This window comes from Streptomyces sp. E11-3, assembly GCF_046540415.1.
Lineage (GTDB): Bacteria > Actinomycetota > Actinomycetes > Streptomycetales > Streptomycetaceae > Streptomyces.
In genome coordinates, this window is record NZ_JAZGRL010000002.1 from 596,302 (window position 1) to 618,026 (window position 21,725).

Here is a 21,725-nt window from a genome sequence, read left to right on the forward strand (position 1 = left end):
GCCAGCACCGGCGCGGGCACCGGCCGTGTCCCGGACACCCGCGCGCGGCTCCCCCGCCGCGCCGTCGCGTGACGCGACGGGGCCGGGCCCCGTACCGGCCGCGCCCCGGTCAGGCGCCACGCGTCCCATGGGCGCGGCCACGTCGCCACCCGCGACGGCTTCCTCCACCACCGGGGCCCCAGCAGCGACGGCTTCGCCGTGAGCGGCCAGCGCGCCACCACGGTCAGCCGCGCGCTCCCCGTCCGCTGCCCCCGATCCGGCCGCGTGCCCGGACACGCATGGCCGCGCCGCCTCACCTCCGTCCGCGGGCACTCTGTTCCGCACGGCGACCACGACAGCCGGGGCCGCGCCCTGCCCCGCCTCACTCCCGCGCTGGCGCGGCACAAGCGGCTCAAGCGGCTCAAGCGCTGCAAGCGGTACAAGAGGTGCCTCATGCGCGTCCAGGAAGGACCTGGTCGCCCGGTGCCAGTCGAAGCGCTCCGCACGCGCGCGTGCCGCCTCGCGGCGGCCGCGGGCCGGGCGGGCGAGCAGGCCCGAGATCGCGTCCGCGAAGGCCCGGCCGGTGTTCGCCGCTGCCGCACCTGCCGTGCCCACGACCTCCGGGAGCGCCGACGATCCGCTGACCACCACCGGGGTTCCGCAGGCCAGTGCCTCCAGGGCCGCGAGTCCGAAGGTCTCCGCGGGGCCCGGTGCCAGGCAGATGTCGGCCGTGGCCTGAAGGGCGGCCAGCTCGGACCGGTCCGAGACATGGCCCAGGAAGGTCACCGGCAGTCCACGCGCGCGTGCCTGCCGGGCCAGTCGGGTGCGCAGCGGCCCGTCCCCCGCGACCACAAGCCGGGAGGGTGTCCCGCGTCGGATGAGCTCGTCCAGCGCGTCGATGGCCGTGCCGGGCCGCTTCTCGACGGACAGCCGGGAACAGAGGAAGAGCAGCACCTCCCCGTCGCGCGCGTGACGGGCGCGCACCCCTGGGTCGCTCAGGGCCGGGTGGCAGCGCGCCAGGTCGACCCCGAGCGGGGCCCGTACGACGTTGCGCGCCCCGATCCGCAGGAACTCGCGCTCCGCCCACTGCGTGGTGCACACGACCCGCGTATAGGCGTGTGCGGTACGGGTGTTCAGCACGTCGGCCACACGGCGGGCGGCCCGCCGTGGCACGCCCCAGGTGCGCAGCACCCCGTCCGCCGTCTCATGGGAGACCATCACGGCCGGAACCCGGGCGCGCCGCGCCCACTCCCCCGTCCAGCGCAGTGTGGTGCGGTCGCAGACCTCGAGCCGGTCGGGAGCGAGCCGCTCAAGCAGCCGTGCGGTGGCGCGCCGGTCCGCGAGGACCCGATAGCCGCCGGTGCCCGGCAAGGCGGGGCCCGGCAGGGTGATCACCCGCCCCTGCGGGGTGTCCCGGTCGGACGCCCGCTCGCCGGGCACGATCAGTACCGGCTCGTGCCCCGCGGCCAGGTATCCGGCGCCGAGTTCGCGCAACGCGGTGCGCAGACCCCCCGACGCGGGGGCCACGAAGTTCGCCATCCGGACGATCCTGAGGCTCATACGGCCACCGCCGTCGGCGTGCCGAGTACGTCGGCGTAGTGGCCGACGAGCTGGTCGCCCACGGCCTCCCAGCTGCGCTCTTCGACGGCGGCCCGCCCGGCCCGTCCGAAGGCCGCGCGCAGCCGCCGGTCGGCGGCCAGGGCCCACACCGCGTCGCGTACCGCGGGTGCGTCCCCCGGGGGCACAAGGAGGCCGGTACGGCCATGGGCGACGAGGTCGAGCGGTCCACCCGCGGCGGGGGCGATCACCGGGACTCCGGCCGCCATGGCCTCCTGCACGGTCTGGCAGAACGTTTCGTACGGGCCGGTGTGGACGAAGAGGTCCAGTGAGGCGAAGATCCGGGCGAGGTCGTCACCGGTGCGGCGGCCGAGGAAGACCGCGCCCGGCAGGGCACCGCGCAGCGCGGCCTCGCTCGGCCCGTCGCCGACGACCACCACCCGTACGCCGTCCATGGCGCAGGTGTCCGCGAGGAGTTCGATCCGCTTCTCGGGGGCGAGCCGCCCGACGTAGCCGACGATGAGCTCGCCGCCGGGCGCCAGCTCCCGGCGCAGCGCGGTGTCCCGCCGGTCGGGCCTGAAGCGCACGGTGTCCACGCCGCGAGGCCACAGCCGCACCCGGGGCACCCCGTGCTCCTCCAGGTCGCGCAGCGCGGCCGTGGAGGGGGCCAGGGTGCGCGCGGCCGCGGTGTGGACGCCGCGGATGCGCCGCCAGGCCGTGGCGCGGCCCGCACCCAGGTAGGTACGGGCGTAGCCGGCGAGGTCGGTCTGGTAGACCGCGACGGCGGGGATGCGCTGCCGCGCCGCGGCCGCCATGCCGCGTACGCCCAGCACGAACGGGCTCGCCAGATGGACGAGTTCGGCCCGGTGCGCGGTCAGTGCCGCGGCCACCCGTCGGCTGGGCAGCGCCACCCTGACCTGCGGATATCCGGGCAGCGGCAGGGACGGGACGCGAACCACCGGGCAGGGTGCCGCACGGTCGGGGCCGCTGGAGCCGTCGGTGTCGGACGCCGTGGCCGGGGCGATGACGAGCGGGTCGTGGCCGCGCCGTGCGAGGTGCCAGGCGGTCTGCAGGGCGCAGTGCGACACGCCGTTGATGTCGGGGGGAAAGGATTCGGTGACGATGACGACACGCATACGGCTGTTCTCGTCATCCGCGGCGTGGCCACGTCAACGTCGATCTTTCCTGACGGGGAACGTCCCATGAGCGTTGCGCTCCGGGTGCGCCCATCCGTTACGTCCATCCGTACATTCGGTACTTCACGCGTGCGTCAATCGGTACACACGCGTGCGACAAGCGGTGCGTCACACGGCGGGCGCGTCAGGTCCGATCCGGCTGCGTACCGCCGTCTGGACCTCGTCCTCCTCGGCCGGGTCGGCGGCGAGCCTTCTGAGCTGGTCGACCACGCGCATGTCTCCGGTCTCGGCGTGCCGGGCGGCGACCTCGCGGGTGGACTCCTCGCAGTCCCACAGGCATTCGACGGCGAAGCCCGCGGCGAAGGAGCGGTCGGTGGCGGCCAGGGCGCGTGCGGTGCGGCCGCGCAGCTGGGACGAGGCGGTCTCGCGGTAGACGTGGCGCAGCACGGGTGCCGCGCAGGAGATGCCGAGCCGCCCCGCTCCGTCGACCAGGGTCCACAGTGTCTGCGCGTCGGGACCTTCGCCGCGCACGGCCTCGCGCAGGGCCCCGAGCACCAGGGGCGCGTCCTGCGCGCCGCCTCGGCAGGCGAGCACCCGGCCCGCGGCGGCGCCGAGCTCGTCGGGCCGGTGCACCCAGCCACGGGCGCGGTCCACGGCGGCGTCGCTCTGCATCCGCTCGAAGGCGTCCACGGCGGCGTCCACGACCGTACGGGTGCCGTCGGCCACGGCGGCGTCGATCAGGTCGAGTACGACGGGGTCGCGGGCGTCGGCGAGGTAGCGCAGCGCCGTACTGCGCGCCCCGTCGCCGCCCATGCGGGCCGTATCGAGGATCTCCGGGCGGTCGTCGGGCCCGGCGACGGCGGCCAGACATCGGGCCGCGGGCACATGCCGTCCGGCGCCTCGTTCGACGGCTTCCTCGGCCCAGTCGAAGACGGCGCGCACGCTCCAACCGGGACGGGGCCCCGCCGGCTGCATCTGCCGTTGCCACTGGTCGAACGATCCGCGCTCCTGTGCCGCCCTGACCCGGGTGGCCACGGCCTCGCGCGGGTCGTCGGCCCACAGTCGCCACGGTCGCGGCTCGAAGGCGTCGCGTACGGCGGCCGCCAGCTCGGCCTCCCCTTCGGGGGTGTGCGGGAACCTGGCCAGGACCGGACCGGCCAGGGCGCGCAGGCCCGCGTCCTCGTCGCGCAGGGCGAGCTCGTCCAGGGCCCAGGCCCAGCCGGTGCCGCTCGCGGCGTACCGGCGCAGCAGGGCCAGCGCGTCGCCCCTGCCGTACGAGGCGAGGTGACCGAGTACGGCGAGGGCGAGCCCGGTGCGTGACTCGTCGGTGTCGACGACGTCGGCGCCGCAGAACAGGTGCCGCTCGATCTCGTCGAGTCCGCCGTGCAGGTCGAGGTAGAGACGGGCGTAATAGAGCGAGCGGTTCTCCACCTGCCAGTCGTGGCGGGGGTCGCTCAGCACACAGTGGTTGAGAGCCGCGAGTGCCTCGGCGCGGGGGGCCGTGAGGGCGTGCAGGGTGCCGTCGCCGCGGCCCCGCTGAAGCAGGCCGAGCAGGGTGCCGCTGGGCGCTATGACCGTGTCGAACATGGGAAAAGCCTCACATCAAGCTGTCGACGCAACAGGGGATCGTGCACTACCTGGCCGCGCAACAACACGTACGGCTGCCCGTCGTCTCTTGCTTGCTGTAGACCATCTTCCTCTGCCTCTCGTCGGTGGCCCGGAACGGGCCTCACGGTCCGCGTGGTGCAGCGTCTGCCCAGCCATCGCGTCCGTGAATCACGACGTCATGATGGCCCAGCCGTTCCAGCCACCGCGACCAGATTTCCTGTGGCTCCCCCCGTTCTCCCCCGTGGCACCCTCACTCGGCGCCGAACAGCTCCAGCAGCTCCGTCTTCTGGAACATCCGGGCCGTGTCCACCGCGGACGGTGTTCCGGCGGCCGGATCGGCACCCCCGTCGAGCAGTACCCGGACCACCGCGTCCTCGCCCTTGAAGACCGCTCCGGCCAGTGGCGTCTGCCCCCGGTCGTTGACCTTGTCGGCGTCCCCGCCGCGCTCCAGGAGGGCACGGACCGCGTCCGCGTGGCCGTGGTAGGCGGCGAGCATCACCAGCGAGTCACCCCGGTCGTTGGTGAGGTTCACCGGCACGCCCGCGTCGACGTACGCGGCAAGCGCTTCGGCCTCGCCCTGTCGCGCCAGATCGAAGATCTTCGTGGCGAGCTCCACGACCTCCGGATCGGGGGCTTCGGTCATCGCGGAACCGCCTTTCGCTGCATGGGTGGGGTACGCCTCATCGGCCGTACGAGTGAATCGACAGCGTACTGCCCACCAGGGCACATGACGGAGCGCGCCCGAGGCATAGATCACTCCAGGGTCACCCGTCGGATCGCGCGGCGCGTCCGGGCGGAGGCTCACGTTCCGCCATCGCGGCGAAACTTTCCGTAATTCACCCAGTTGCACCTTTTGTCGTATGGATACATGCTGTGAACCTGGAAGCACTCATGGTGACTGTCCCATCAACCAGGAGAAACACTCATGATCCTGTCCATCTCAGGCGTCGTGCTGCTGGGAATCATCGTCTTCCTCTTCTTCCGCAAGGACGGGCTGAAGGCCTCGCACGCTCTGGTCTGCGCCCTCTTCGGCTTCTATCTCGCGGGCACCGCGATCGCACCGAGCATCACGGCCGGCGGTGCGAGCCTGGCCAGCCTGCTCGGTGGGATCAAGCTCTGATCCCGGCGGACTACTTCAGGAGACAGACGTGGCCAGGCGACCACTCCCCCACATTCTGACCAGCGGCACCGCGTCGATCGCCCGCAGCAAGGCCTCGATCGCCCGCAGCCGGGAGCTGGCCAGGACGGCCGCCGACAGCGCCACCGACGTTCTCCATCCGCTGATCACCATCACCAGGGGACTCGGCCGACTGGCTGCCGCCGGTCGGCACCGGTGGACCGCGACGCCCAAGGACCGGCGCGGTCCGCTGCTGTTTCTGGTGGCCGCGTGCGTCCTGGTCGTGGCGCTCATGCCGTACGGGCCGCTGGTCGCCCTGATCTCCCTGATGGCAGCGGCCGCCTGGACCGGCCGGGACCGCACCCCACCGGCCCCGGAAGGTCCCGACGACACCCAGAAGCAGCGGCTGCAAGCGCTCTACGAGGCGCTTGTGCCGTACTTCTCGGTGGCCGACGACCCCAGCCCCCTCTACGCCCACGGCGGGGACTGGGACCAGGTCTTCGTCGACCACAAGTTCGACGACAGCGGGCGCGTCGCACGGCTGGTGCTGCGCTATCCGGCGTACTTCACGGACGGCGAGGCCGCCTCGCGCGCCCGGATCGAGCAGCTGCTGCACGCCAAGTCGGGGCGCGGCCGTGAGTACCACTTCGCCTGGGACGAGGAGGGCAACCAGCTCACGGTGACCGTCCTTGACCCACTGCCCACCGACATCGCGGCCCAGCGGTTCGTCACGGCCCCCGGCGAGACGGTGCTCGGCTTCACCGACGAGACCACCGTGCGGCGCACCCTCCCGGTGGCCGACGGCGACGAGCAGCGCGATGTGCCGCCCGTCGTCTGGCGTACGGGGGCCCGCTCCACCGAGCCGCATCTGCTGGTCGTCGGCCAGCCGGGCAGCGGCACCACCACACTGATGCGCTCCATCGCCCTGCAAGCCCTCCAGCACGGCGACGTGCTGATCGTCGAGGGCGGCGGCACCGGCGAGTACGCGTGCCTCACCGGCCGCGACGGCGTACTGGCCCTGGAGTGCGGACTTGCCGGGGCACTGGCGACGCTGGAGTGGGCGGCCCACGAGACCGAGCGGCGGCTGATCGCCGCCAACCGCGCACGGCAGGCGGGCCACGCGCCGCCCGACGACACCCGTCGGCCGCTGTGGCTGCTGCTCGACCGCCCCAGTGTCCTGGGGCATCTGGCCGCGGCGGACGGCCGTAAGGATCCGCAGGCGCTGCTTCAGGTTCCGCTGCGGCACGGCCGGGCGGCGAACGTGACGGTCGTGGTGGCCGACCAGTTCGACTGCCTGGAGGCCCTGAGCGATCCCGTACGGCAGCACACCCGGGCGCGCATGGTGCTCGGCCCGGCGGCGCCGGACCAGGTGGAGGCGGTCCTTGGCGTACCGCCGTCCACCACACCCACCCCCGATGTGCCCCCGGGCCGCGGCTACGCCCGGCTCGGCGCCGGTCCGGTGCACCGGCTCCAGGTGCCGGCCACGCCGGACCCGTACGACGACGCGACCAGCGAGGCACACCGGCAGGCGGTCCTCGACCTGCTCCCGCGGCACACCGAATCCTTCGCCGGCACGGAAACCTTCCCCGNGCCGTACGACGACGCGACCAGCGAGGCACACCGGCAGGCGGTCCTCGACCTGCTCCCGCGGCACACCGAATCCTTCGCCGGCACGGAAACCTTCCCCGCCGCCGAGGCCGAGCCCACCGCCGTGGCGCTCACCAAGGCCGGGCCGGTCACCCTCATCAAGGACGCACCCGCCCCGGCCACCGATTCCTGATGCCGTTTGTCAGGCCACGAACATCCGCTTGTCAGGCCACGAACATCCGCGACGACTCCGCCCCGCCGCCCGCGCCGGTCCGCACCAGCCGGGCGGCGGCCGCGAGCCGGACCGCCGCCTCGTCGGCAAGCGCGCCGCCGACCGTGAACGGCAGTCGTACATAGCCCTCGAACGCGCCGTCGACCCCGAACCGCGGCCCGGACGGCACCCGTACCCCCACCCGCTCGCCGACCTCGGCGAGCCGTGACCCGGAGAGCCCGCCGGCGCGCACCCACAGCGTCAACCCGCCCGCGGGCACCTCGAACTCCCAGTCCGGCAGCTCCCGGCGCACGGCGGCGACCAGCGCGTCGCGGTTCTCCCTGGCCTGTGTCCTGCGCACCTCGACAGCCCGCTCCCAGCCTCCCGTGCTGAGCAGCCAGCTGACGGCGAGCTGCTCCAGGACCGGGGTGCCCAGGTCGGCGTACGCGCGCGCCGCCACCAGGCTGCGGATCACGTCAGGGGCGGCCCGCACCCAGCCGATCCGCATACCCGCCCAGAAGGCCTTGCTCGCGGAGCCGACGGTGATCACCGTGGAGCCGCCCGGGTCGAAGGTGCTGACCGGGCGCGGCATGGTGAGGTCGGCGTCGAAGTGCAGCTCCGACATCGTCTCGTCGGCGATCAGTACGGTGCCTGCCGAGCGCGCGGCGTCCACCAGGGAGCGCCGCTGGTCGTCGTCGGCCAGGGCCCCGGTGGGGTTGTGGAAGTCGGCGACCACATAGGCGAGGCGGGGCGCGGCGTCGCGCAGCACCTGGCGCCAGCGCTCCAGGTCCCAGCCGGTCAGCCCGTCGGCCATGGCGACGGGCACCAGGCGGGCCCCGGCCTCGCGCAGCAGCTGGAGAATGTTCGCGTACGACGGCGACTCGACGGCGATGCGCTCGCCGCGGCCGCCGAAGAGGTGGCTGATCGCGTCGATGGCGCCCATCGCCCCGGTGGTGACCATGATCTGTTCGGGCATGGTCGGGATGCCGCGCGCGGTGTAGCGCTCGGCGAGCATCTGGCGCAGCACGGGCAGGCCCGCCGGATAGTCGCCGTGGGTGTGGGCGTACGGCGGGAGCTCCTCCAGCGCGCCCTGCACGGAGCGGGTCAGCCAGGGCTCGGGGGCGGGCAGGGCGGCACAGCCGAGATCGATCATCGAGCCGAGCGCCTCGGGCGGCAGCGGCTCCAGGCCGCGTGCGGGCAGCGGGTTGCCCGCGGGGACGGCGGTCCAACTGCCCGCCCCCCTACGGGATTCCAGGAAGCCCTCGCCGCGCAGCGCCTCATAGGCGGCGGCCACGGTGGTGCGGCTGACGTTCAGCGCCTGTGCCAGCTCGCGCTCGGCCGGCAGTCGCGCGGCCACCGGAACCCGGCCTTCCAGAACGAGCAGTCGGATGCCGTCCGCCAGCGACCGGTAGGCGGGCAGGCGGCGGGTGCCGACGCCCGCCGGGCGCTCCTGTTGGGAGCCGATGAGTCGGGCGAGCTGAGTGGAGCCCACCGCAGAAGTCCACTGCGCCATTTCGAGCAGTCCACCTTCCCCAAATTGGCCATGGTTGGCATCGCTCTACAAGCCACAGAGTGTCACGGGTCGGGCCACTACCACCACCAGGGGGCACAACTTGTCCAGGACAGACGCATCCACGATCCCGGAAGGCCGCCTCCCTCGGCGACTCGTGCAGCTGTACGTCGGCCTGGCGCTGTACGGCGTGAGCGTGGCGCTGCTGGTCCGCGCCGGGCTGGGTCTTGAGCCCTGGGGCGTGCTGAGTCAGGGCCTGGCGGAGCTGACCGGGCTGACCATGGGCATGGTGTCGATCATCGTGGGCGCGGCGGTGCTGCTGTTGTGGATTCCGCTGAGGCAGCGGCCGGGACTTGGCACGGTCTCCAACGTCTTCGCGATCGGCATCGCCCTGGACGCCACGCTCGCCCTCATGCCCGAGATCCACACCCTGGCCGTACGGGTGCCCCTGCTGGTCGCCGGGATCGTGCTCAACGGCGCGGCGACCGGCCTGTATATCTCGGCGCGCTTCGGACCCGGCCCGCGGGACGGCCTGATGACCGGCCTGCACCAGGTCACCGGCCTCTCCATCCGGCTGGCCCGCACCGCCGTGGAGGTCGCGGTCGTCACCGTCGGCTTCGTACTCGGCGGCACGGTGGGGCTCGGGACCGTCGCCTACGCGCTGGCCATCGGCCCCCTCGCGCAGTACTTCCTGCGCCTCTTCGCCATCCCCTCGGCAGGCGACGGCAGCAGGGTGGTCGCCGGTTCGCCACGCGACCACGCCATACTGCCGCGGTGAGCACCCTCGTACGGCACCCCTATCTCGACGCCGCAGGCCCCCTCGCCTTCGCCCACCGGGGCGGGGCGGCGGACGGCCTGGAGAACACCGCGGCCGCGTTCCGGCGCGCGGTCGACTCCGGTTACCGCTACCTGGAGACCGACATACACGCCACGGCCGACGGCCGGCTGGTGGCCTTCCACGACGCGACCCTGGACCGGGTGACGGACACCGGCGGCAGGATCGCGGACCTTCCGTGGCGCGCGGTACGCCACGCGCGCGTGGCGGGCGACGAGCCCGTCCCCCTCCTGGAGGAGCTCTTGGAGGAGTTCCCTCAGGCCCGCTGGAACATCGACATCAAGGCGGAACCCGCCCTCACCCCGCTGATCGATCTCCTGCGGCGCACCGGGGCCTGGGACCGGGTGTGCGTCGGCTCGTTCTCCGAGAGCCGGGTGGCGCGCGCCCAGCGGCTCGCGGGGCCGCGCCTGGCGACGTCGCTCGGCACCCGCGGCGTCCTCGGACTGCGACTGCGTTCGTACGGCCTTCCGGCGGCGCTGCGCCGGTCGGCGGTGTGCGCCCAGGTGCCGGAGGTCAGTTCGGGCGTACGAGTGGTGGACCATAGGTTCGTACGGGCCGCGCACGCGCTCGGACTGCAGGTCCACGTATGGACGGTGAACGACCGCGAGCGGATGACCGCCCTGCTCGACCTCGGCGTCGACGGCATCGTGACCGACGAGACCGGGACGCTGGCCGAGGTCCTCAAAGGGCGCGGAACCTGGACCTGAGCGAGTCCGTCGGGCGATCGTTCGGGAGCAGATTTAGCCGTTCAGGCCAAAGGCCGGTAGTGTACGCCTTTGACTTGCCGGGCGGACCGTTACTGCGCGCTAAAGAAAGAGAATCGCTGGGTGACATCTCCTGTTAGATGTGACAAACCGGGCGCCGGTGGGTACAACAAGGGGCGGCTACGACGGCGACGCATTACCCGGAACGGGAATCTTTACCGCCGACCGGACGTTGACCGGATGACGACGACAGCGACACCTGTCCTGTGGGCGACAAGCCCGGGAGGCACGATTCATGAGTGAGCGAGCTCTTCGCGGTACGCGCCTCGTGGTGACCAGCTACGAGACCGACCGCGGCATCGACCTGGCCCCGCGCCAGGCCGTGGAGTACGCATGCGAGAACGGCCATCGATTTGAGATGCCGTTCTCGGTAGAGGCGGAGATCCCGCCGGAGTGGGAGTGCAAGGTCTGCGGGGCCCAGGCACTCCTGGTGGATGGCGACGGGCCCGAAGAGAAGAAGGGCAAGCCCGCGCGTACGCACTGGGACATGCTCATGGAGCGGCGCACCCGCGAGGAGCTGGAGGAGGTCCTGGCCGAGCGCCTGGCCATCCTGCGCTCCGGAGCCATGAACATTGCCGTGCATCCGCGGGACAGCAGCCGCAAGTCCGCCTGACTCCGCGTACTTCAGTCAACGGCACCTAGCAGTAAGAGCCGTGGGCGGTGACACACCGAGTGTGTGTCACCGCCCACGGTGACACACCGAGTGTGTGTCACCGCCCACGGCTTTTTGTCATGGCTTTTTGTCATGGGGTACGCGAGCGGCCCCGGACCCGCACGGGTTCCAGGGCCGCTCCTACGTGGCCAGGACGGCCTTACGGGGCCAGGACGGCCTACGGGGCCAGCGGTGGGCGCGGGCCCTCGTCGGGGCGCTGGGCGTCGTCCTGCGGGCCCTCGTCGTCCTTGATGACCTCACCCTGGACGACCTTGCCGTCCGGGCGGTGAATGCGGGACTGCTGGAAGGCGTCCTCGAGGCTGCCCGGCGGCGCCTGCCGTACCCGCCGCTCGAAGGCCCGCTCCGCGTACCGGCTCACGGCGGTGCGTACCGGGGGCAGCAGGCACAGCAGGCCCACGGCGTCGGAAAGCACACCGGGCATCATCAGCAGCAGACCGCCCAGCATGACCATGCCGTTGCCGTTGGCCTTCTCCGGCGGTGTGGGTGCCTCGCCGCGCTGCTGCCGCTGGAGTGTCTCGCTCAGGTTCGCGAAGGCCCGGCGCCCGGCGCGCTTGACCACCGCGGCGCCGACCACGAAGCCCGCCACGAGCAGCAGGAACACGGTGAGGCCGCCCGCCGCACCCCCGATCACGATCAACAGCCAGATCTCGAGCACCAGCCAGGCGGCGATACCGAGCGGCAGGAGCCTGAGCAGCCGTGAGCGTGGCGGGCGGGCAGGGTTGGTCGGAGGCGGAGTGCCGGGCGTCATACTCCCAGTGTGCCGGGCGCGGCGTCCGTACGGCGTAAGGGGGTGCGAGCGAATTGACTGACCGCCGAGGTCAGGGGTCAGGACTGCTTGCGGCCCGTCACCCGGCCGATTCGCTCCTTCACGCCCCAGGCGGTGACCCGCCACAGCGCCTCGACGACGATGTCCCGGCTCATCTTGGAGTCGCCGAGCTCCCGCTCGACGAAGGTGATCGGCACCTCGACGACATGGAACCCGGCCTTGACCGCACGGCGGGCCAGATCCACCTGGAAGCAGTAGCCCTGTGAGGCGACCTCGTCCAGGCCGAGCCCCTCCAGGGTCTCCCGCCTGAAGGCCCGGAAGCCCCCGGTGACATCGCGGATCGGCACATCCAGGAGCAGCCGCGAGTACGTGCTGCCGCCACGGGAGAGGAACTTCCGGGACGCGGGCCAGTTCACGACCCTGCCGCCGGGCACCCAGCGCGACCCGAGTACCAGGTCGGCGCCCTTGAGGGCGGTCAGCAGCCGGGGCAGCTCCTCGGGCCGGTGGGAGCCGTCGGCGTCCATCTCCACCAGGACGCCGTAGCCGTGCTCGATGCCCCAGGCGAAGCCCGCGAGGTAGGCGGCCCCGAGGCCCTCCTTGCCCTTGCGGTGCAGCACCTGGACGTGGTCGTCCCCGACCGCGAGTTCGTCGGCCAGCTTGCCGGTGCCGTCCGGGCTGTTGTCGTCGGCGACGAGGACGTGCGCATCGGGCACAGAGGCGCGCACCCGGTCCACGATCGACTTGATGTTCTCGGCCTCGTTATAGGTCGGGATGATCACCAAGGCTGTGCCGAGCGGGCCGTACTGCCGCTCCTCGCCGTCCTTCACTACTGCCCCTTAAGTCCGTCCGCAGAGGCCCCACCATAGTCGGAGCCACGCCAGGACCTGCGGTTGCCCGGCAGGTGATGTCCGCGGCGGCTGCGGATCGGGGCCCGGCGCCCTTCGGGCCGACCTGGGGCCCGCTGGCTGCGGGTCGACCGAGAGCCGTTGTCTACTGAGCGTCCGGGCCCCACCCGGGTCACACCCTGCCGACCGGGCAGGACCTGCCATGCCCCCGAGGCGCGGGCGCTGGACCTGGCTGCCAGTGGAGGTGGCCGGTACGGCACACCCCCCATGGCCCAGCGGCGTTCGACGACTGCGTGGAGGTTTCCCGGTCGGACGTCCTGTGGTGGACCCGGCAGAACCTACCCGCCCCGGTCCGCCGTCTGTCAACAGTCGTTTGACCTGCGGCTCTTTGATGAACCGCCAGGTCAGCGCGGAGGACACGCAGGTCGCGCGACAGGCCGGGGAACATCGATCGGCGGACCGCATCGGGTGAGGATCACTCGTAAGGCCCTACGAGGCGTCAGGACCTCCCAAGCGTCGGGCCCTGCGAAGCATCAGGCCCTACGAGGCGTCAGGCCCTGCGTAGACGGTCTCGCCGAGCACCACGGTCCGCAGACAGACCGGCAGTTCGGCGTCCGGCGAGAGGTCGGGCAGTCCAGGGGTGCCCGAGCGCGGGTCGGTCGACCAGCGGGCCACCCGGTCGTCCGGGGCCTGCACCACCAGGTCGTCGGTGCGCCACACCGCGTAGTCCGCGGGCGCGCCGGGCACCAGCACCCCGGCGTCGTCCCGGCCGATCGCCCGCCAACCGCCACGGGTGTGCGCGGTGAAGGCGGCCCGTACCGAGATCCGGTGCTCGGGGGTGCGGTGGAACGCGGCGGCCCGCACCGTGCCCCACGGGTCGAGCGGGGTGACCGGGCCGTCCGAGCCGAAGGCCAGCGGCACACCGGAACGCAGCAGTGCGGCATAGGGGTTGAGGGTGCGGGCCCGCTCGGCGCCGAGACGCTCGGCGTACATCCCGTCCGAACCGCCCCACAGCGCGTCGAAGGCGGGCTGCACGGACGCGGTGAGCCCGAGCTCGGCGAAGCCGGCGATGCTCTCGGGGGTGAGCATCTCGGCGTGCTCGACGCGGTGCCGGGCCGCCCGTACACGGCCTGGGCCGACCTTCTCGGCGGCGGCGCGCACGCCGTCCACGACGGCGGTCACGGCCGCGTCGCCGATGGCGTGGAAGCCCGCCTGCAGGCCCGCTTCGGTGCAGGCCGCCACATGTGCGGCGACGGCCGCGGCGTCCAGGTAGGCGGTGCCGGAGTGGGCGGCGTCGGCGTACGGCTCGTGCAGGCAGGCGGTGTGCGAGCCCAGAGCGCCGTCCACGAAGAGGTCACCGGCGGCGCCGAGCGCGCCGAGCTCCCGGATGCGGTCGGCGTCCGCGGGCCCGGTGACCTGCTGGGCCCAGTAGCCGAAGACCCGCGGTCCCGGCTCGCCGGCCGCGAGTTCCAGCAGCCCGGTGAAGTCGTCCTCGCTGGAGATGTCCGGGCCCGCGCACTCGTGCACCGAGCCGATGCCGAGCGAGGCCGCGCGGCGCAGCGCCGCCCGCTGCGCCTCGGTGCGCTGCGCACTGGTGACCGCGCCGTACGCGGCGGCGCGTACGGCGTGGTGCGCGTCCTTGGTGAGCGGGGCGTCGGCCGCGTATCCGGCGCGCCCGGTGATGCCCGGCACGAGGTCGAGCAGGGCGGTCGTGGCGACCGCCGAGTGCACGTCGATACGGGACAGGTACAGCGGACGGCCGCCGGTGGCCTCGTCGAGCTCGGTACGGGACGGGGGCCGCCGTCCCGGCCAGCGGGCGGCGTCCCAGCCGTGGCCGAGGAGCACCCGGTCACCCGGCCTGGCGGCGGCGTGGGCGCGTACGAGGGCGAGCGCCTCCTCTAGGGTGCGCGCGCCGGAGAGGTCGAGGCCGGTGAGGGCCAGGCCGATCGCCGTGGTGTGCACATGGGCGTCGGTGAACGCCGGGGTGACCAGCGCCCCCTCAAGGTCGACGACCTCCTCGACACCCTCGGCGAAGGCGTCGGCCGCGCCTTCGGAGCCGACCCAGGCGATATGCCCGCGTTCGACCACCATCGCGGTGGCGAAGGGGTCGGCGGGGCTGTGGATGTCTCCGCCGCGCAGCAGCACGGTGCGGTTGGCGCTCTCGGTCATGGAGACCAGTCTCCCGCCTGCGCCCGGCCGGTCCGACCAGGGGGGCGGTCTTCACGCACCTGCCATGAGGTACGCGGCCACCGCCTCTGGCGCCACCACCTGGTGCAGATGGCCACCGGGCAGCACCGTCACCGGCCAGCCACGCGCGCGTGCCGCCGCGGCCACCGACTCGTAGGCCGGCGAGAAGCGCAGATAGGCGCAGGGCAGCCGACGCCACCCGTCGACCGCGGGCAGGGTCTGTTCGAAGTGGGCCAGTGGCAGTCGCGGCTGCTCCTCCTCCACGCGGCGGCGCACCTCGGGGTCGGGCAGCATCGCGGCGACGTCGCGCTCGGCGAACCAGGTGGTCCACGGCGGCAACGGCCCGTCCTGGTCGGCCAGTTCCCGCAGCAGCCGCAGCTGCCCGGCCGGCGCGATCCCGTCCGGCAGCGGGGCGTCGGCGAAGACGACACGCGCCACGCGCTCGCCCAGCTCCTCGACGATCGCCGGGACGAACAGTGCGGCGTTGCTGTGGACGACGAGCGTCGCGGGGCCGGGGAGCGGCCGGGCCGCCCGCGCCACCCGGCGGACGATCTCCGGCCAGGTCGGATGCGTCCCCACCGCGACACCGAGCAGGGACGGCACGGCGCAGCGGTGCCCCGCGGCCGTTAGAGCCTGTCTTTGAACCCCCGCCTGCGCCCCGACGCCCGGCACGCACTCTCGCCGCACGTCGCCACAGGACAGGTGGCTCCTTCCCCAAGCTCTCGGCTTCTCCCCCACTCTCGGCTCCGCTCGAGCGGGAGGTGCCCCCCTGAGCAGGGGAGACCCCATTCATGACCTGTACCGCCACACGCCGAGGCCACGCACCGCCGGGACATCAGCCGCTTCGCGGCGGGCGCTGCGCCCGCGCTCCGCGCGGACGACGGGGGTTCAAAGACAGGCTCTCAGCTCGGCGGCAACCGGCTGCCAGGTCGCCGGGCCCGCCACCGGGCTGTGCACCAGCAGGAAGGACGGCGGCGGCACGGTCAGACCCGCGGTGGCCTGGCCTCGTACGGTGTGGAGAGGACCACCGTCGTCCGGGTGGAGACCCCGGCCAGGGCGCGCAGCCGTGCCAGCAGCTCCTCCAGCTCCAGCGGTGTCCCGACCCGGACCTTGAGGATGTAGTTCTCCTCGCCGGCCACGCTGTGGCATGCCTCGATCTCGGGGACTCCGGCCAGGCGTTCCGCGATGTCGTCGGGGGCGCTGGGGTCGAAGGGTTTGACCGAGATGAAGGCGGTCAGCGGCAGCCCCACCGCCTCGGGGTCGACCTCCGCGGAATAGCCGCGGATGACGCCGCGCTGCTCAAGGCGGCGCACCCGCTGGTGCACCGCTGACGTGGACAGGCCCGTGGCCTTGCCCAGGTCGGTGTAGCTCATCCGCCCGTCTTTGACGAGCAGCTGCACGATCTGCCGGTCCAGCTCCTCCATGAGGCAAGAACCTACAGGGCCTTGATCCCCAGGGATACCTGGGTGACTCCCCGGCGACACCTGGACGACTCCCCGGACGCATCTGCACCGGGCATGTGACGAAGACCACACACCTGAGGCCGTGTCCACCGGGGCGGCGTGATTACTCGCGGGACGGGGCGGGCAATGCTTGCTGTGGTCGAGGCCGCAGCGCCTTGTCGGCCCACCCGAGGGGGAGAATCCCATGCAGAGTCAAAAGCGCTCCAACCGCGGTGCCCACCACCGGCAGCAGCCGGTCGTCGAGCCCTCACCGGAGGGCGTCGAACCCGACGCCGTCGACGGCGGCCACGGTGACGACAGCGACGCGTACGACACCTTCGAGATGTACCGGGTGGTCTGCCCGGACTGCGCGCAGCCGATCGCGCTCCTCGCGGATGAGGACGTCCTGCCCGAGCACGCCAAGTGCCCCACTCCGTGGAACCCGTTCGGGCTCACGGTCTGCGAGGGCACCGGCCGCCCGGCCGCCGACGCCCGCCCCGCCGACGATCTGACGGAGCCCCAGGAGCAGCACACCGCCTTGCTGTTGACGCTCCCTCAGGGCCTTGACTGGCGGACGCAGCCCTTCTCGCACGTCGGCGGTCCGGGCTCGCGTCCGGTGAAGGCGGCGCAGCTGCACCACGCGGCCTGACCGCCGCCGTCAACTCCAGTACTCACCCTGCACCATGGCTGCCAGTGAGGCGTGGTGCAGGATCAGTCGGTCCGGGTCGTCGGGCACCGCGACCTCGCCGAAGTACACCTGCCGGTAGGCGACGCGCAGCATGACCACGGCCTGCCGCAGCGCGGCGTACAGCGTGTAGAAGTCCATGTCGCGCGGGGTGTGTCCGGTGAGCCTCGCATAGCGCTCCTCGATCCGGTCCCGGCGCAGGAACTCCGGTAGCCCCACCTGCCCGAAGCTTTCCGTCAGGTCCTGGAAGAACCGGTGCAGATAGACGATCCAGCCGAGGTCGACCTCACGCGGGGCGAGTGCCGCCATCTCCCAGTCGAGTACGGCCGCGGGCGCGAAGTCGGTGTAGATGATGTTGCCGATCCGGGCGTCGCCCCAGCTCAGGACCGGATCGCCCTCAACGCGCGGCCATAGCTCGGCCAGCCGGGCGAAGCCGCTCTCGATCAGTGGCGAGCGGGGCAGCCCGTCCACCACCCAGGCGTAGTAGGCGCGTTGGGCCTCGACATGGCGGCGCAGCGGGCTGCCGTCGCCCGGCAGGGCGAGGAACGACGCCTGGTCCACCGGGAACTGGTCGTGCAGGCTGGCGATGATCCGTACCGTGTCCGCCTCCAGCGCGGCCCGGTCCGCGTCGCTCGCGGCGTGCAGCCAGTTTCCCTCGTAGGTGTACGGCATCACATCGGGTGGTACGCGGCCCTCGACGCGCTCCATCACGAAGAAAGGCGCCCCCAGCGGCCTCGGGTCCTCCTCCAGCCAGCTCACTTCGGGCACGGGGAGGTCGGTGTGTTCGGCGACCAGACGCATGGTGCGGTGCTGCCGCGGCAGGTCGTAGACGGGGAAGATGGTGTACGCGGCCGGGTCGGCGGCCAGGCGCAGGGCGCAGGCCCGCAGTGGTGGGTCGGGGTGCTCGATGTCGAAGAGCAGGGTCTCGCTGGACATGCCGTTGGACTCGGGGACGCGCACCCCGGTGGCCTTGGCGCCGGGCAGCCGGGTGGCCAGCCAGGCGCTGAGGCGGTGGGTGAGTTCCTCGGGGTCGCGGGTGGTGGTACGCGGACGGGGTGCCGTGGCCATCGTCGTACTCCTCTCGAAGGTCTCTGAGACTCAGGGCGCGACCGAGTCGAAGCCCGTGAAGCCGCTGGGGTCGTGGCGCCCGAAGCTGCCGTGTTCGAAGATCCCGTAGCCGATCCGCCCGTCGAGGGTGAACCGCGCGGCGTGGTCGGTCACCCCGTACCCGGCCAGCGGGTGGGCCGTGGGATCGGACAGGTCGTAGGCGCGCCGGTCGGTCCAGCCGCGCCCGCGCCAGGTGCCGTGCTGCCAGTCGTCGGCGGGCGGGTATCCGGCGCCGATCGCGAGCGGTGAGGAGGTGAGGACCTCGACGCCGAGTTCGAGGGGCTTACGGGACGGGTCGGTGAGGTGGATGGCGGCGCGCTCGGGGTGGCGGGTGCCGGAACGGTAGTGGATGTCGGCGTGCGGCCAGCCGAGTTGGACGTCACGGACCCCGTTGCGCACCAGAAGCGCCTCGTTCAGCGAGCGGTGGCCGTCCGCGTCCTCCTGGGCGATGACCATCACGAAGCGGTCGTCGAAACGCACGGGGGCCCAGATCCAGTGGAAGCCCTCGGTACGGTGCTCGGCGGCCGCGCGGCCGCCCTCCTCGCCGGGGATCGGGCGTACTCCCCAACTGCGGTCCCTGGTACCGGTCCACTCCCCCGGCGCGAGGGTGATCTCCTCGCCTCCGGCCCGGATGACCCCCTGGACGCCGCCCGCCTGGACATAGCGGCGGCCCTCCAGGGTCAGCCGGTCGCCGCGCCGCTGGATGTGGTGCGGCTCCCAGACCGCGGGGAAGTCGGCGTTCCAGGTGAGGTCGTACGAGAGCGAGTCGGTGCCGTCCGGATCGCAGGTCAGGCGTAGTCGCTTCAGGGGTTCGTCGACGGTGATGCGCAGCGGTCCGACGGCGAGGCGCATGCGGTCATCGCCGAGGGCGTCCGAGGCCCGTACGGCGTGCAGGGTCTCGCCGGTCCGCAGGGTGGCGTAGGCGTCGATCACTCCGGTGTTGGGGTAGACCCCGAGCCCGAGGATCAGCAGGAACCGGCCCTCGTGGTCGAGGACATGGAAGATGCAGCGGTCGTACGCGTTGCGGTCCCCGGTCGCGACGTGCTTCATCGACAGCGGGACCTGGTGGACGGGGTACTCGTCGAGCGGTACGGGACGGTCGTCGGCCACGGTGAGCCTCCCTGGACGCGGCGGTGGGCGTCGCGCGGAGGGGTGCGGGCCCCCGGGCGGCGGGACTTGACGGTACGTCAGATCCCGCGCGGGAGGCCATACTCGTGTCACCGCGGCCGGGGTGCGGGGCCGCCGAGAGCGCCACGCCGGGGGTACGAGGCCGCCGAGAGCCCGACGCCGGGGGCACGAGGCCGTCGAGACCACCACGCCGGGCGCACTCGGGCACACCCGGGCGCCGCGGGCGCGCACGGGCAGCTCCCTGAACTGACGCTCGAATCCACCCGACGGTGACCCTGGGGCCATTCGCGGCGTTTGCCTGAACATGAACACCTTGTACGAAGCGGTCGACCAACGCCATCGCACGCTGTACGTCCCCGCTCCGACCTTCGCAGAATCGCTTCAGCACCCCGGCTCGGCGACCGAGGTCCGTCCGTCCGACCCGCCGATCTACCGGGCCCTGCTGCACCACTGGGCAGGCCAGGGTAGGACCCTGCCGGGGCGCCGCGACCCGGAGTGGGCCAGGCTCACGGCACCCCAGGTGCGGTCCGGGCAGTTCAGCGCGTCTCGGGACCCGCGAGGTGGCGGGCGATGACCATGCGCTGGATCTGATTGGTGCCCTCGACGATCTGCAGCACCTTCGCCTCGCGCATCAGGCGCTCGACCGGGAAGTCCGCGGTGTAGCCATAGCCGCCGAGCACCTGCACGGCGTCGGTGGTCACCCGCATCGCGGCGTCGGTGCAGAACAGCTTGGCCATCGCGGCCTGCCGCGAGAACGGCCGCCCCGCGTCCCGCAGCCGCGCCGCCGAGAGGTAGAGCGCCCGGCCCGCCTCGATCTGCGTGGCCATGTCGGCGAGCATGAAGCGCAGCCCCTGGAAGTCGCCGATGGGACGGCCGAACTGCTTTCGCTGGGTGGCGTAGGCGAGGGCCTCGTCCAGCGCGGCCTGGGCAACGCCGATCGCGCACGCCGCGATACCCAGGCGGCCCGAGTCGAGCGCGGACAGCGCGATCGCGAAGCCCTGCCCCTCGTCGCCGATACGCCGGGCGTCGGAGACCCGTACGCCGTCGAAGTGGAGCTGGGCGGTGGGCGAGCCCTTCATGCCCATCTTGCGCTCCGGCGCGGCGGCGCTCAGCCCCTCGGCGTCGCCGGGCACCAGGAAGGCCGTGATGCCCCGGGCGCCCTCGCCGCCGGTGCGGGCCAGCACGGTGTAGAAGTCGGCCAGCCCGCCGTGGGTGATCCAGGCCTTCGTCCCGGTGATGACCCAGTCGTCGCCATCGCGCACGGCCTTCGTCCGCAGGGACGCGGCGTCGGAGCCCGAGGAGGGCTCGGAGAGGCAGTAGGCCCCGAGCAGACCGCCGCCGAGCATCGCGGGCAGGTGGTCGGTCTGCTGCTCCTTGGTGCCGTAACCGGCCAGCGCGTGACAGGCCAGCGAGTGGACGCTGACGCCGAGGCCGACCGTGAGGCGGGCGGCGGCAAGCTCTTCGAGTACCTGCAGATAGACCTCGTACGGCTGGTCACCGCCGCCGTACTCGGAGTCGTAGGGCAGACCGAGCAGGCCGGACTCCGACAGGAGCGTGAAGACCTCGCGCGGGAAGTGCCCGGCGTCCTCCTCTTCGGCCGCCTTGGGCGCGATCTCCCGCTGGGCGAGTTCACGCACCAGCGCGAACAGGTCCCGGGCCTCTTCGGTGGGCAGTTGACGTTCCACCGGCTGTACGGCGCGGTCTGTCATGGCGGCGCTCTCCTCCCTGTCGGGCGCTTCGGCGGGCACGCAAAGGGGTGGGGCGGCGCCGCCGAGATCTGAACTCTGCCCAGCCGATGCCGCCTCTTCCGGGTCTCGGACCAGGCTGACCAGCGACTGTGGCGCGTTGAGTATGCCCGATCAGAGGCCGCACGTCACCAGGTTCACGACCGTTCACTTCACTTTTCACCGTACCCCCCGAGAAGCCGGTCCACGCTCAGAGGGAATGCGGGGCCGGCCAGCCGGGCTCGAACTCCTGGATCACGCACAGCGCGCTACGCAGCGTGCGCGCCAGCAGCTCGCGCACGGCGTCCCGGTCGGGCTGGAAGTGGTCCAGCCAGTCCAGGGTGACGCCTTCCACGCTGCTCAGCCAGCCGACCAGGGCCAGCCTGGCGAGCGGGGGCATATCACGGCGCCCGTACGCGCCGTCGGCGATCGCGCCGAGCAGTTCCTCGCGGACCGCGTGGTGGATCGCCAGCACCTGCGCGTCGAAGCCGACCCCACCGGTGACGATGGTGCGGTACGCGGCCTGGTGGTGCTCGGCGTAGCGCAGATAGCCGTCGATGGTGCGGTGCACCCGCTCGGCGGGCGGCAGGTCGGTGTCGCTGCGGGCCCGGGCGACCAGTTCGGCCACGGACTGCTCGATGATCGCCAGGTAGTAGCCGCGCTTGGACGTGAAGTAGTAGTAGATCAGCCCTTTGGCCACCCCCGCCTGGCGGGCGATGTCGTCCATCGACAGTGCGTCATAGGACGTGTCGGCGAACAACTTCCGGCCGATCGCGATGAGTTCGGCGCGCCGCACCTGGGAACGTTCGGTGCTGCCGCGCTGTTGACTATTATTCAAATTACGCCCTAGTCTCCAACTGCCAC

At 72.5% G+C, this 21,725-nt stretch carries 19 protein-coding genes and 1 pseudogene; 6 read left to right on the forward strand and 14 right to left on the reverse strand.

Annotated elements, in window-relative coordinates; genetic code table 11:
• Nucleotides 1-387: 387 nt before the first annotated feature.
• The 4 genes and pseudogenes from U9R90_RS21465 to U9R90_RS21480 all read right to left on the reverse strand — a co-directional run.
• A pseudogene (locus tag U9R90_RS21465) lies at nucleotides 388-1,539 on the reverse strand (glycosyltransferase); the annotation flags it as partial.
• Entirely contained in the window at nucleotides 1,536-2,672 is a 1,137-nt protein-coding gene (locus tag U9R90_RS21470; RefSeq protein WP_411058276.1) for a glycosyltransferase family 4 protein, read from the reverse strand. The gene U9R90_RS21470 and the pseudogene U9R90_RS21465, both read right to left, overlap by 4 nt.
• A 168-nt stretch (nucleotides 2,673-2,840) precedes the next feature.
• The gene (locus U9R90_RS21475) at nucleotides 2,841-4,259 is read right to left on the reverse strand and encodes a HEAT repeat domain-containing protein (protein ID WP_411058277.1); all 1,419 of its coding nucleotides are present in this window, start codon (nucleotides 4,257-4,259) and stop codon (nucleotides 2,841-2,843) included.
• A gap of 271 nt (nucleotides 4,260-4,530) precedes the next feature.
• Nucleotides 4,531-4,923: an ankyrin repeat domain-containing protein gene (locus tag U9R90_RS21480; protein ID WP_411058278.1), complete on the reverse strand. Its 393-nt coding sequence runs from the start codon at nucleotides 4,921-4,923 to the stop codon at nucleotides 4,531-4,533.
• A gap of 282 nt (nucleotides 4,924-5,205) precedes the next feature.
• Between U9R90_RS21480 and U9R90_RS21485 the strand changes: the two genes are divergently transcribed.
• Together U9R90_RS21485 and U9R90_RS21490 are read left to right on the forward strand one after the other, a co-directional pair.
• Complete coding sequence (locus tag U9R90_RS21485; protein ID WP_411058279.1) at nucleotides 5,206-5,400, forward strand: hypothetical protein; 195 nt, start codon at nucleotides 5,206-5,208, stop codon at nucleotides 5,398-5,400.
• Nucleotides 5,401-5,428: 28 nt separating this feature from the next.
• Nucleotides 5,429-7,177, forward strand: coding sequence for a hypothetical protein (locus U9R90_RS21490; protein ID WP_411058280.1), 1,749 nt, complete (start codon nucleotides 5,429-5,431; stop codon nucleotides 7,175-7,177).
• Between the two features lie 31 nt (nucleotides 7,178-7,208).
• On the opposite strand, the gene U9R90_RS21495 is transcribed toward U9R90_RS21490, so the two are convergent.
• Complete coding sequence (locus U9R90_RS21495) at nucleotides 7,209-8,708, reverse strand: PLP-dependent aminotransferase family protein (RefSeq protein WP_411058281.1); 1,500 nt, start codon at nucleotides 8,706-8,708, stop codon at nucleotides 7,209-7,211.
• Between the two features lie 100 nt (nucleotides 8,709-8,808).
• Between U9R90_RS21495 and U9R90_RS21500 the strand changes: the two genes are divergently transcribed.
• The 3 genes from U9R90_RS21500 to U9R90_RS21510 all read left to right on the forward strand — a co-directional run bounded on the left by U9R90_RS21500 (nucleotide 8,809) and on the right by U9R90_RS21510 (nucleotide 10,917).
• Nucleotides 8,809-9,483 (forward strand): YczE/YyaS/YitT family protein, encoded by a 675-nt coding sequence (locus U9R90_RS21500; protein ID WP_411058282.1) that lies wholly within the window; start codon nucleotides 8,809-8,811, stop codon nucleotides 9,481-9,483.
• Nucleotides 9,480-10,247: a glycerophosphodiester phosphodiesterase gene (locus U9R90_RS21505; protein WP_411058283.1), complete on the forward strand. Its 768-nt coding sequence runs from the start codon at nucleotides 9,480-9,482 to the stop codon at nucleotides 10,245-10,247. Before U9R90_RS21500 ends, U9R90_RS21505 begins: the two co-directional genes overlap by 4 nt.
• A gap of 292 nt (nucleotides 10,248-10,539) precedes the next feature.
• The gene (locus U9R90_RS21510; RefSeq protein WP_411058284.1) at nucleotides 10,540-10,917 is read left to right on the forward strand and encodes an RNA polymerase-binding protein RbpA; all 378 of its coding nucleotides are present in this window, start codon (nucleotides 10,540-10,542) and stop codon (nucleotides 10,915-10,917) included.
• Nucleotides 10,918-11,134: 217 nt separating this feature from the next.
• On the opposite strand, the gene fxsA is transcribed toward U9R90_RS21510, so the two are convergent.
• The 5 genes from fxsA to U9R90_RS21535 all read right to left on the reverse strand — a co-directional run bounded on the left by fxsA (nucleotide 11,135) and on the right by U9R90_RS21535 (nucleotide 16,199).
• Nucleotides 11,135-11,725 (reverse strand): FxsA family membrane protein, encoded by a 591-nt coding sequence (fxsA, locus tag U9R90_RS21515; protein ID WP_411058285.1) that lies wholly within the window; start codon nucleotides 11,723-11,725, stop codon nucleotides 11,135-11,137.
• A gap of 77 nt (nucleotides 11,726-11,802) precedes the next feature.
• The gene (locus tag U9R90_RS21520; RefSeq protein WP_411058286.1) at nucleotides 11,803-12,570 is read right to left on the reverse strand and encodes a polyprenol monophosphomannose synthase; all 768 of its coding nucleotides are present in this window, start codon (nucleotides 12,568-12,570) and stop codon (nucleotides 11,803-11,805) included.
• A 558-nt stretch (nucleotides 12,571-13,128) separates the two neighbouring features.
• Nucleotides 13,129-14,757, reverse strand: coding sequence for an amidohydrolase (locus U9R90_RS21525; protein WP_411058287.1), 1,629 nt, complete (start codon nucleotides 14,755-14,757; stop codon nucleotides 13,129-13,131).
• A gap of 51 nt (nucleotides 14,758-14,808) precedes the next feature.
• The gene (locus tag U9R90_RS21530; RefSeq protein WP_411058288.1) at nucleotides 14,809-15,564 is read right to left on the reverse strand and encodes an alpha/beta fold hydrolase; all 756 of its coding nucleotides are present in this window, start codon (nucleotides 15,562-15,564) and stop codon (nucleotides 14,809-14,811) included.
• Nucleotides 15,565-15,758: 194 nt separating this feature from the next.
• Nucleotides 15,759-16,199 carry an Lrp/AsnC family transcriptional regulator gene (locus U9R90_RS21535; protein ID WP_411058289.1) on the reverse strand — a complete coding sequence of 147 codons (441 nt, stop codon included), beginning with the start codon at nucleotides 16,197-16,199 and terminating at the stop codon, nucleotides 15,759-15,761.
• 223 nt (nucleotides 16,200-16,422) lie between these two features.
• Here U9R90_RS21535 and U9R90_RS21540 point away from each other — a divergent pair, with 223 nt between their 5' ends.
• Nucleotides 16,423-16,866, forward strand: coding sequence for a hypothetical protein (locus U9R90_RS21540; RefSeq protein ID WP_411058290.1), 444 nt, complete (start codon nucleotides 16,423-16,425; stop codon nucleotides 16,864-16,866).
• 9 nt (nucleotides 16,867-16,875) lie between these two features.
• On the opposite strand, the gene U9R90_RS21545 is transcribed toward U9R90_RS21540, so the two are convergent.
• From U9R90_RS21545 to U9R90_RS21560, 4 genes are all read right to left on the reverse strand, one after another.
• Nucleotides 16,876-17,970 carry a phosphotransferase family protein gene (locus tag U9R90_RS21545; protein WP_411058291.1) on the reverse strand — a complete coding sequence of 365 codons (1,095 nt, stop codon included), beginning with the start codon at nucleotides 17,968-17,970 and terminating at the stop codon, nucleotides 16,876-16,878.
• A 30-nt stretch (nucleotides 17,971-18,000) separates the two neighbouring features.
• The gene (locus U9R90_RS21550) at nucleotides 18,001-19,119 is read right to left on the reverse strand and encodes a hypothetical protein (protein ID WP_411058292.1); all 1,119 of its coding nucleotides are present in this window, start codon (nucleotides 19,117-19,119) and stop codon (nucleotides 18,001-18,003) included.
• A 554-nt stretch (nucleotides 19,120-19,673) separates the two neighbouring features.
• On the reverse strand, nucleotides 19,674-20,846 hold the full coding sequence (locus tag U9R90_RS21555; RefSeq protein WP_411058293.1) for an acyl-CoA dehydrogenase family protein: 1,173 nt from the start codon (nucleotides 20,844-20,846) through the stop codon (nucleotides 19,674-19,676).
• Between the two features lie 226 nt (nucleotides 20,847-21,072).
• Complete coding sequence (locus tag U9R90_RS21560) at nucleotides 21,073-21,699, reverse strand: TetR/AcrR family transcriptional regulator (RefSeq protein WP_411058294.1); 627 nt, start codon at nucleotides 21,697-21,699, stop codon at nucleotides 21,073-21,075.
• Nucleotides 21,700-21,725 lie beyond the last annotated feature (26 nt).

What these genes read in the sequence shown, in the direction of transcription:
- U9R90_RS21470 (WP_411058276.1), bottom strand. Translation starts at nt 2,672, where the DNA reads ATGCGTGTCGTCATCGTCACCGAATCCTTTCCCCCCGACATCAACGGC.
- U9R90_RS21475 (WP_411058277.1), bottom strand. Translation starts at nt 4,259, where the DNA reads ATGTTCGACACGGTCATAGCGCCCAGCGGCACCCTGCTCGGCCTGCTT.
- U9R90_RS21480 (WP_411058278.1), bottom strand. Translation starts at nt 4,923, where the DNA reads ATGACCGAAGCCCCCGATCCGGAGGTCGTGGAGCTCGCCACGAAGATC.
- U9R90_RS21485 (WP_411058279.1), top strand. Translation starts at nt 5,206, where the DNA reads ATGATCCTGTCCATCTCAGGCGTCGTGCTGCTGGGAATCATCGTCTTC.
- U9R90_RS21495 (WP_411058281.1), bottom strand. Translation starts at nt 8,708, where the DNA reads ATGGCGCAGTGGACTTCTGCGGTGGGCTCCACTCAGCTCGCCCGACTC.
- U9R90_RS21510 (WP_411058284.1), top strand. Translation starts at nt 10,540, where the DNA reads ATGAGTGAGCGAGCTCTTCGCGGTACGCGCCTCGTGGTGACCAGCTAC.
- fxsA (WP_411058285.1), bottom strand. Translation starts at nt 11,725, where the DNA reads ATGACGCCCGGCACTCCGCCTCCGACCAACCCTGCCCGCCCGCCACGC.
- U9R90_RS21525 (WP_411058287.1), bottom strand. Translation starts at nt 14,757, where the DNA reads ATGACCGAGAGCGCCAACCGCACCGTGCTGCTGCGCGGCGGAGACATC.
- U9R90_RS21530 (WP_411058288.1), bottom strand. Translation starts at nt 15,564, where the DNA reads ATGGGGTCTCCCCTGCTCAGGGGGGCACCTCCCGCTCGAGCGGAGCCG.
- U9R90_RS21535 (WP_411058289.1), bottom strand. Translation starts at nt 16,199, where the DNA reads ATGGAGGAGCTGGACCGGCAGATCGTGCAGCTGCTCGTCAAAGACGGG.
- U9R90_RS21540 (WP_411058290.1), top strand. Translation starts at nt 16,423, where the DNA reads ATGCAGAGTCAAAAGCGCTCCAACCGCGGTGCCCACCACCGGCAGCAG.
- U9R90_RS21545 (WP_411058291.1), bottom strand. Translation starts at nt 17,970, where the DNA reads ATGGCCACGGCACCCCGTCCGCGTACCACCACCCGCGACCCCGAGGAA.
- U9R90_RS21555 (WP_411058293.1), bottom strand. Translation starts at nt 20,846, where the DNA reads ATGACAGACCGCGCCGTACAGCCGGTGGAACGTCAACTGCCCACCGAA.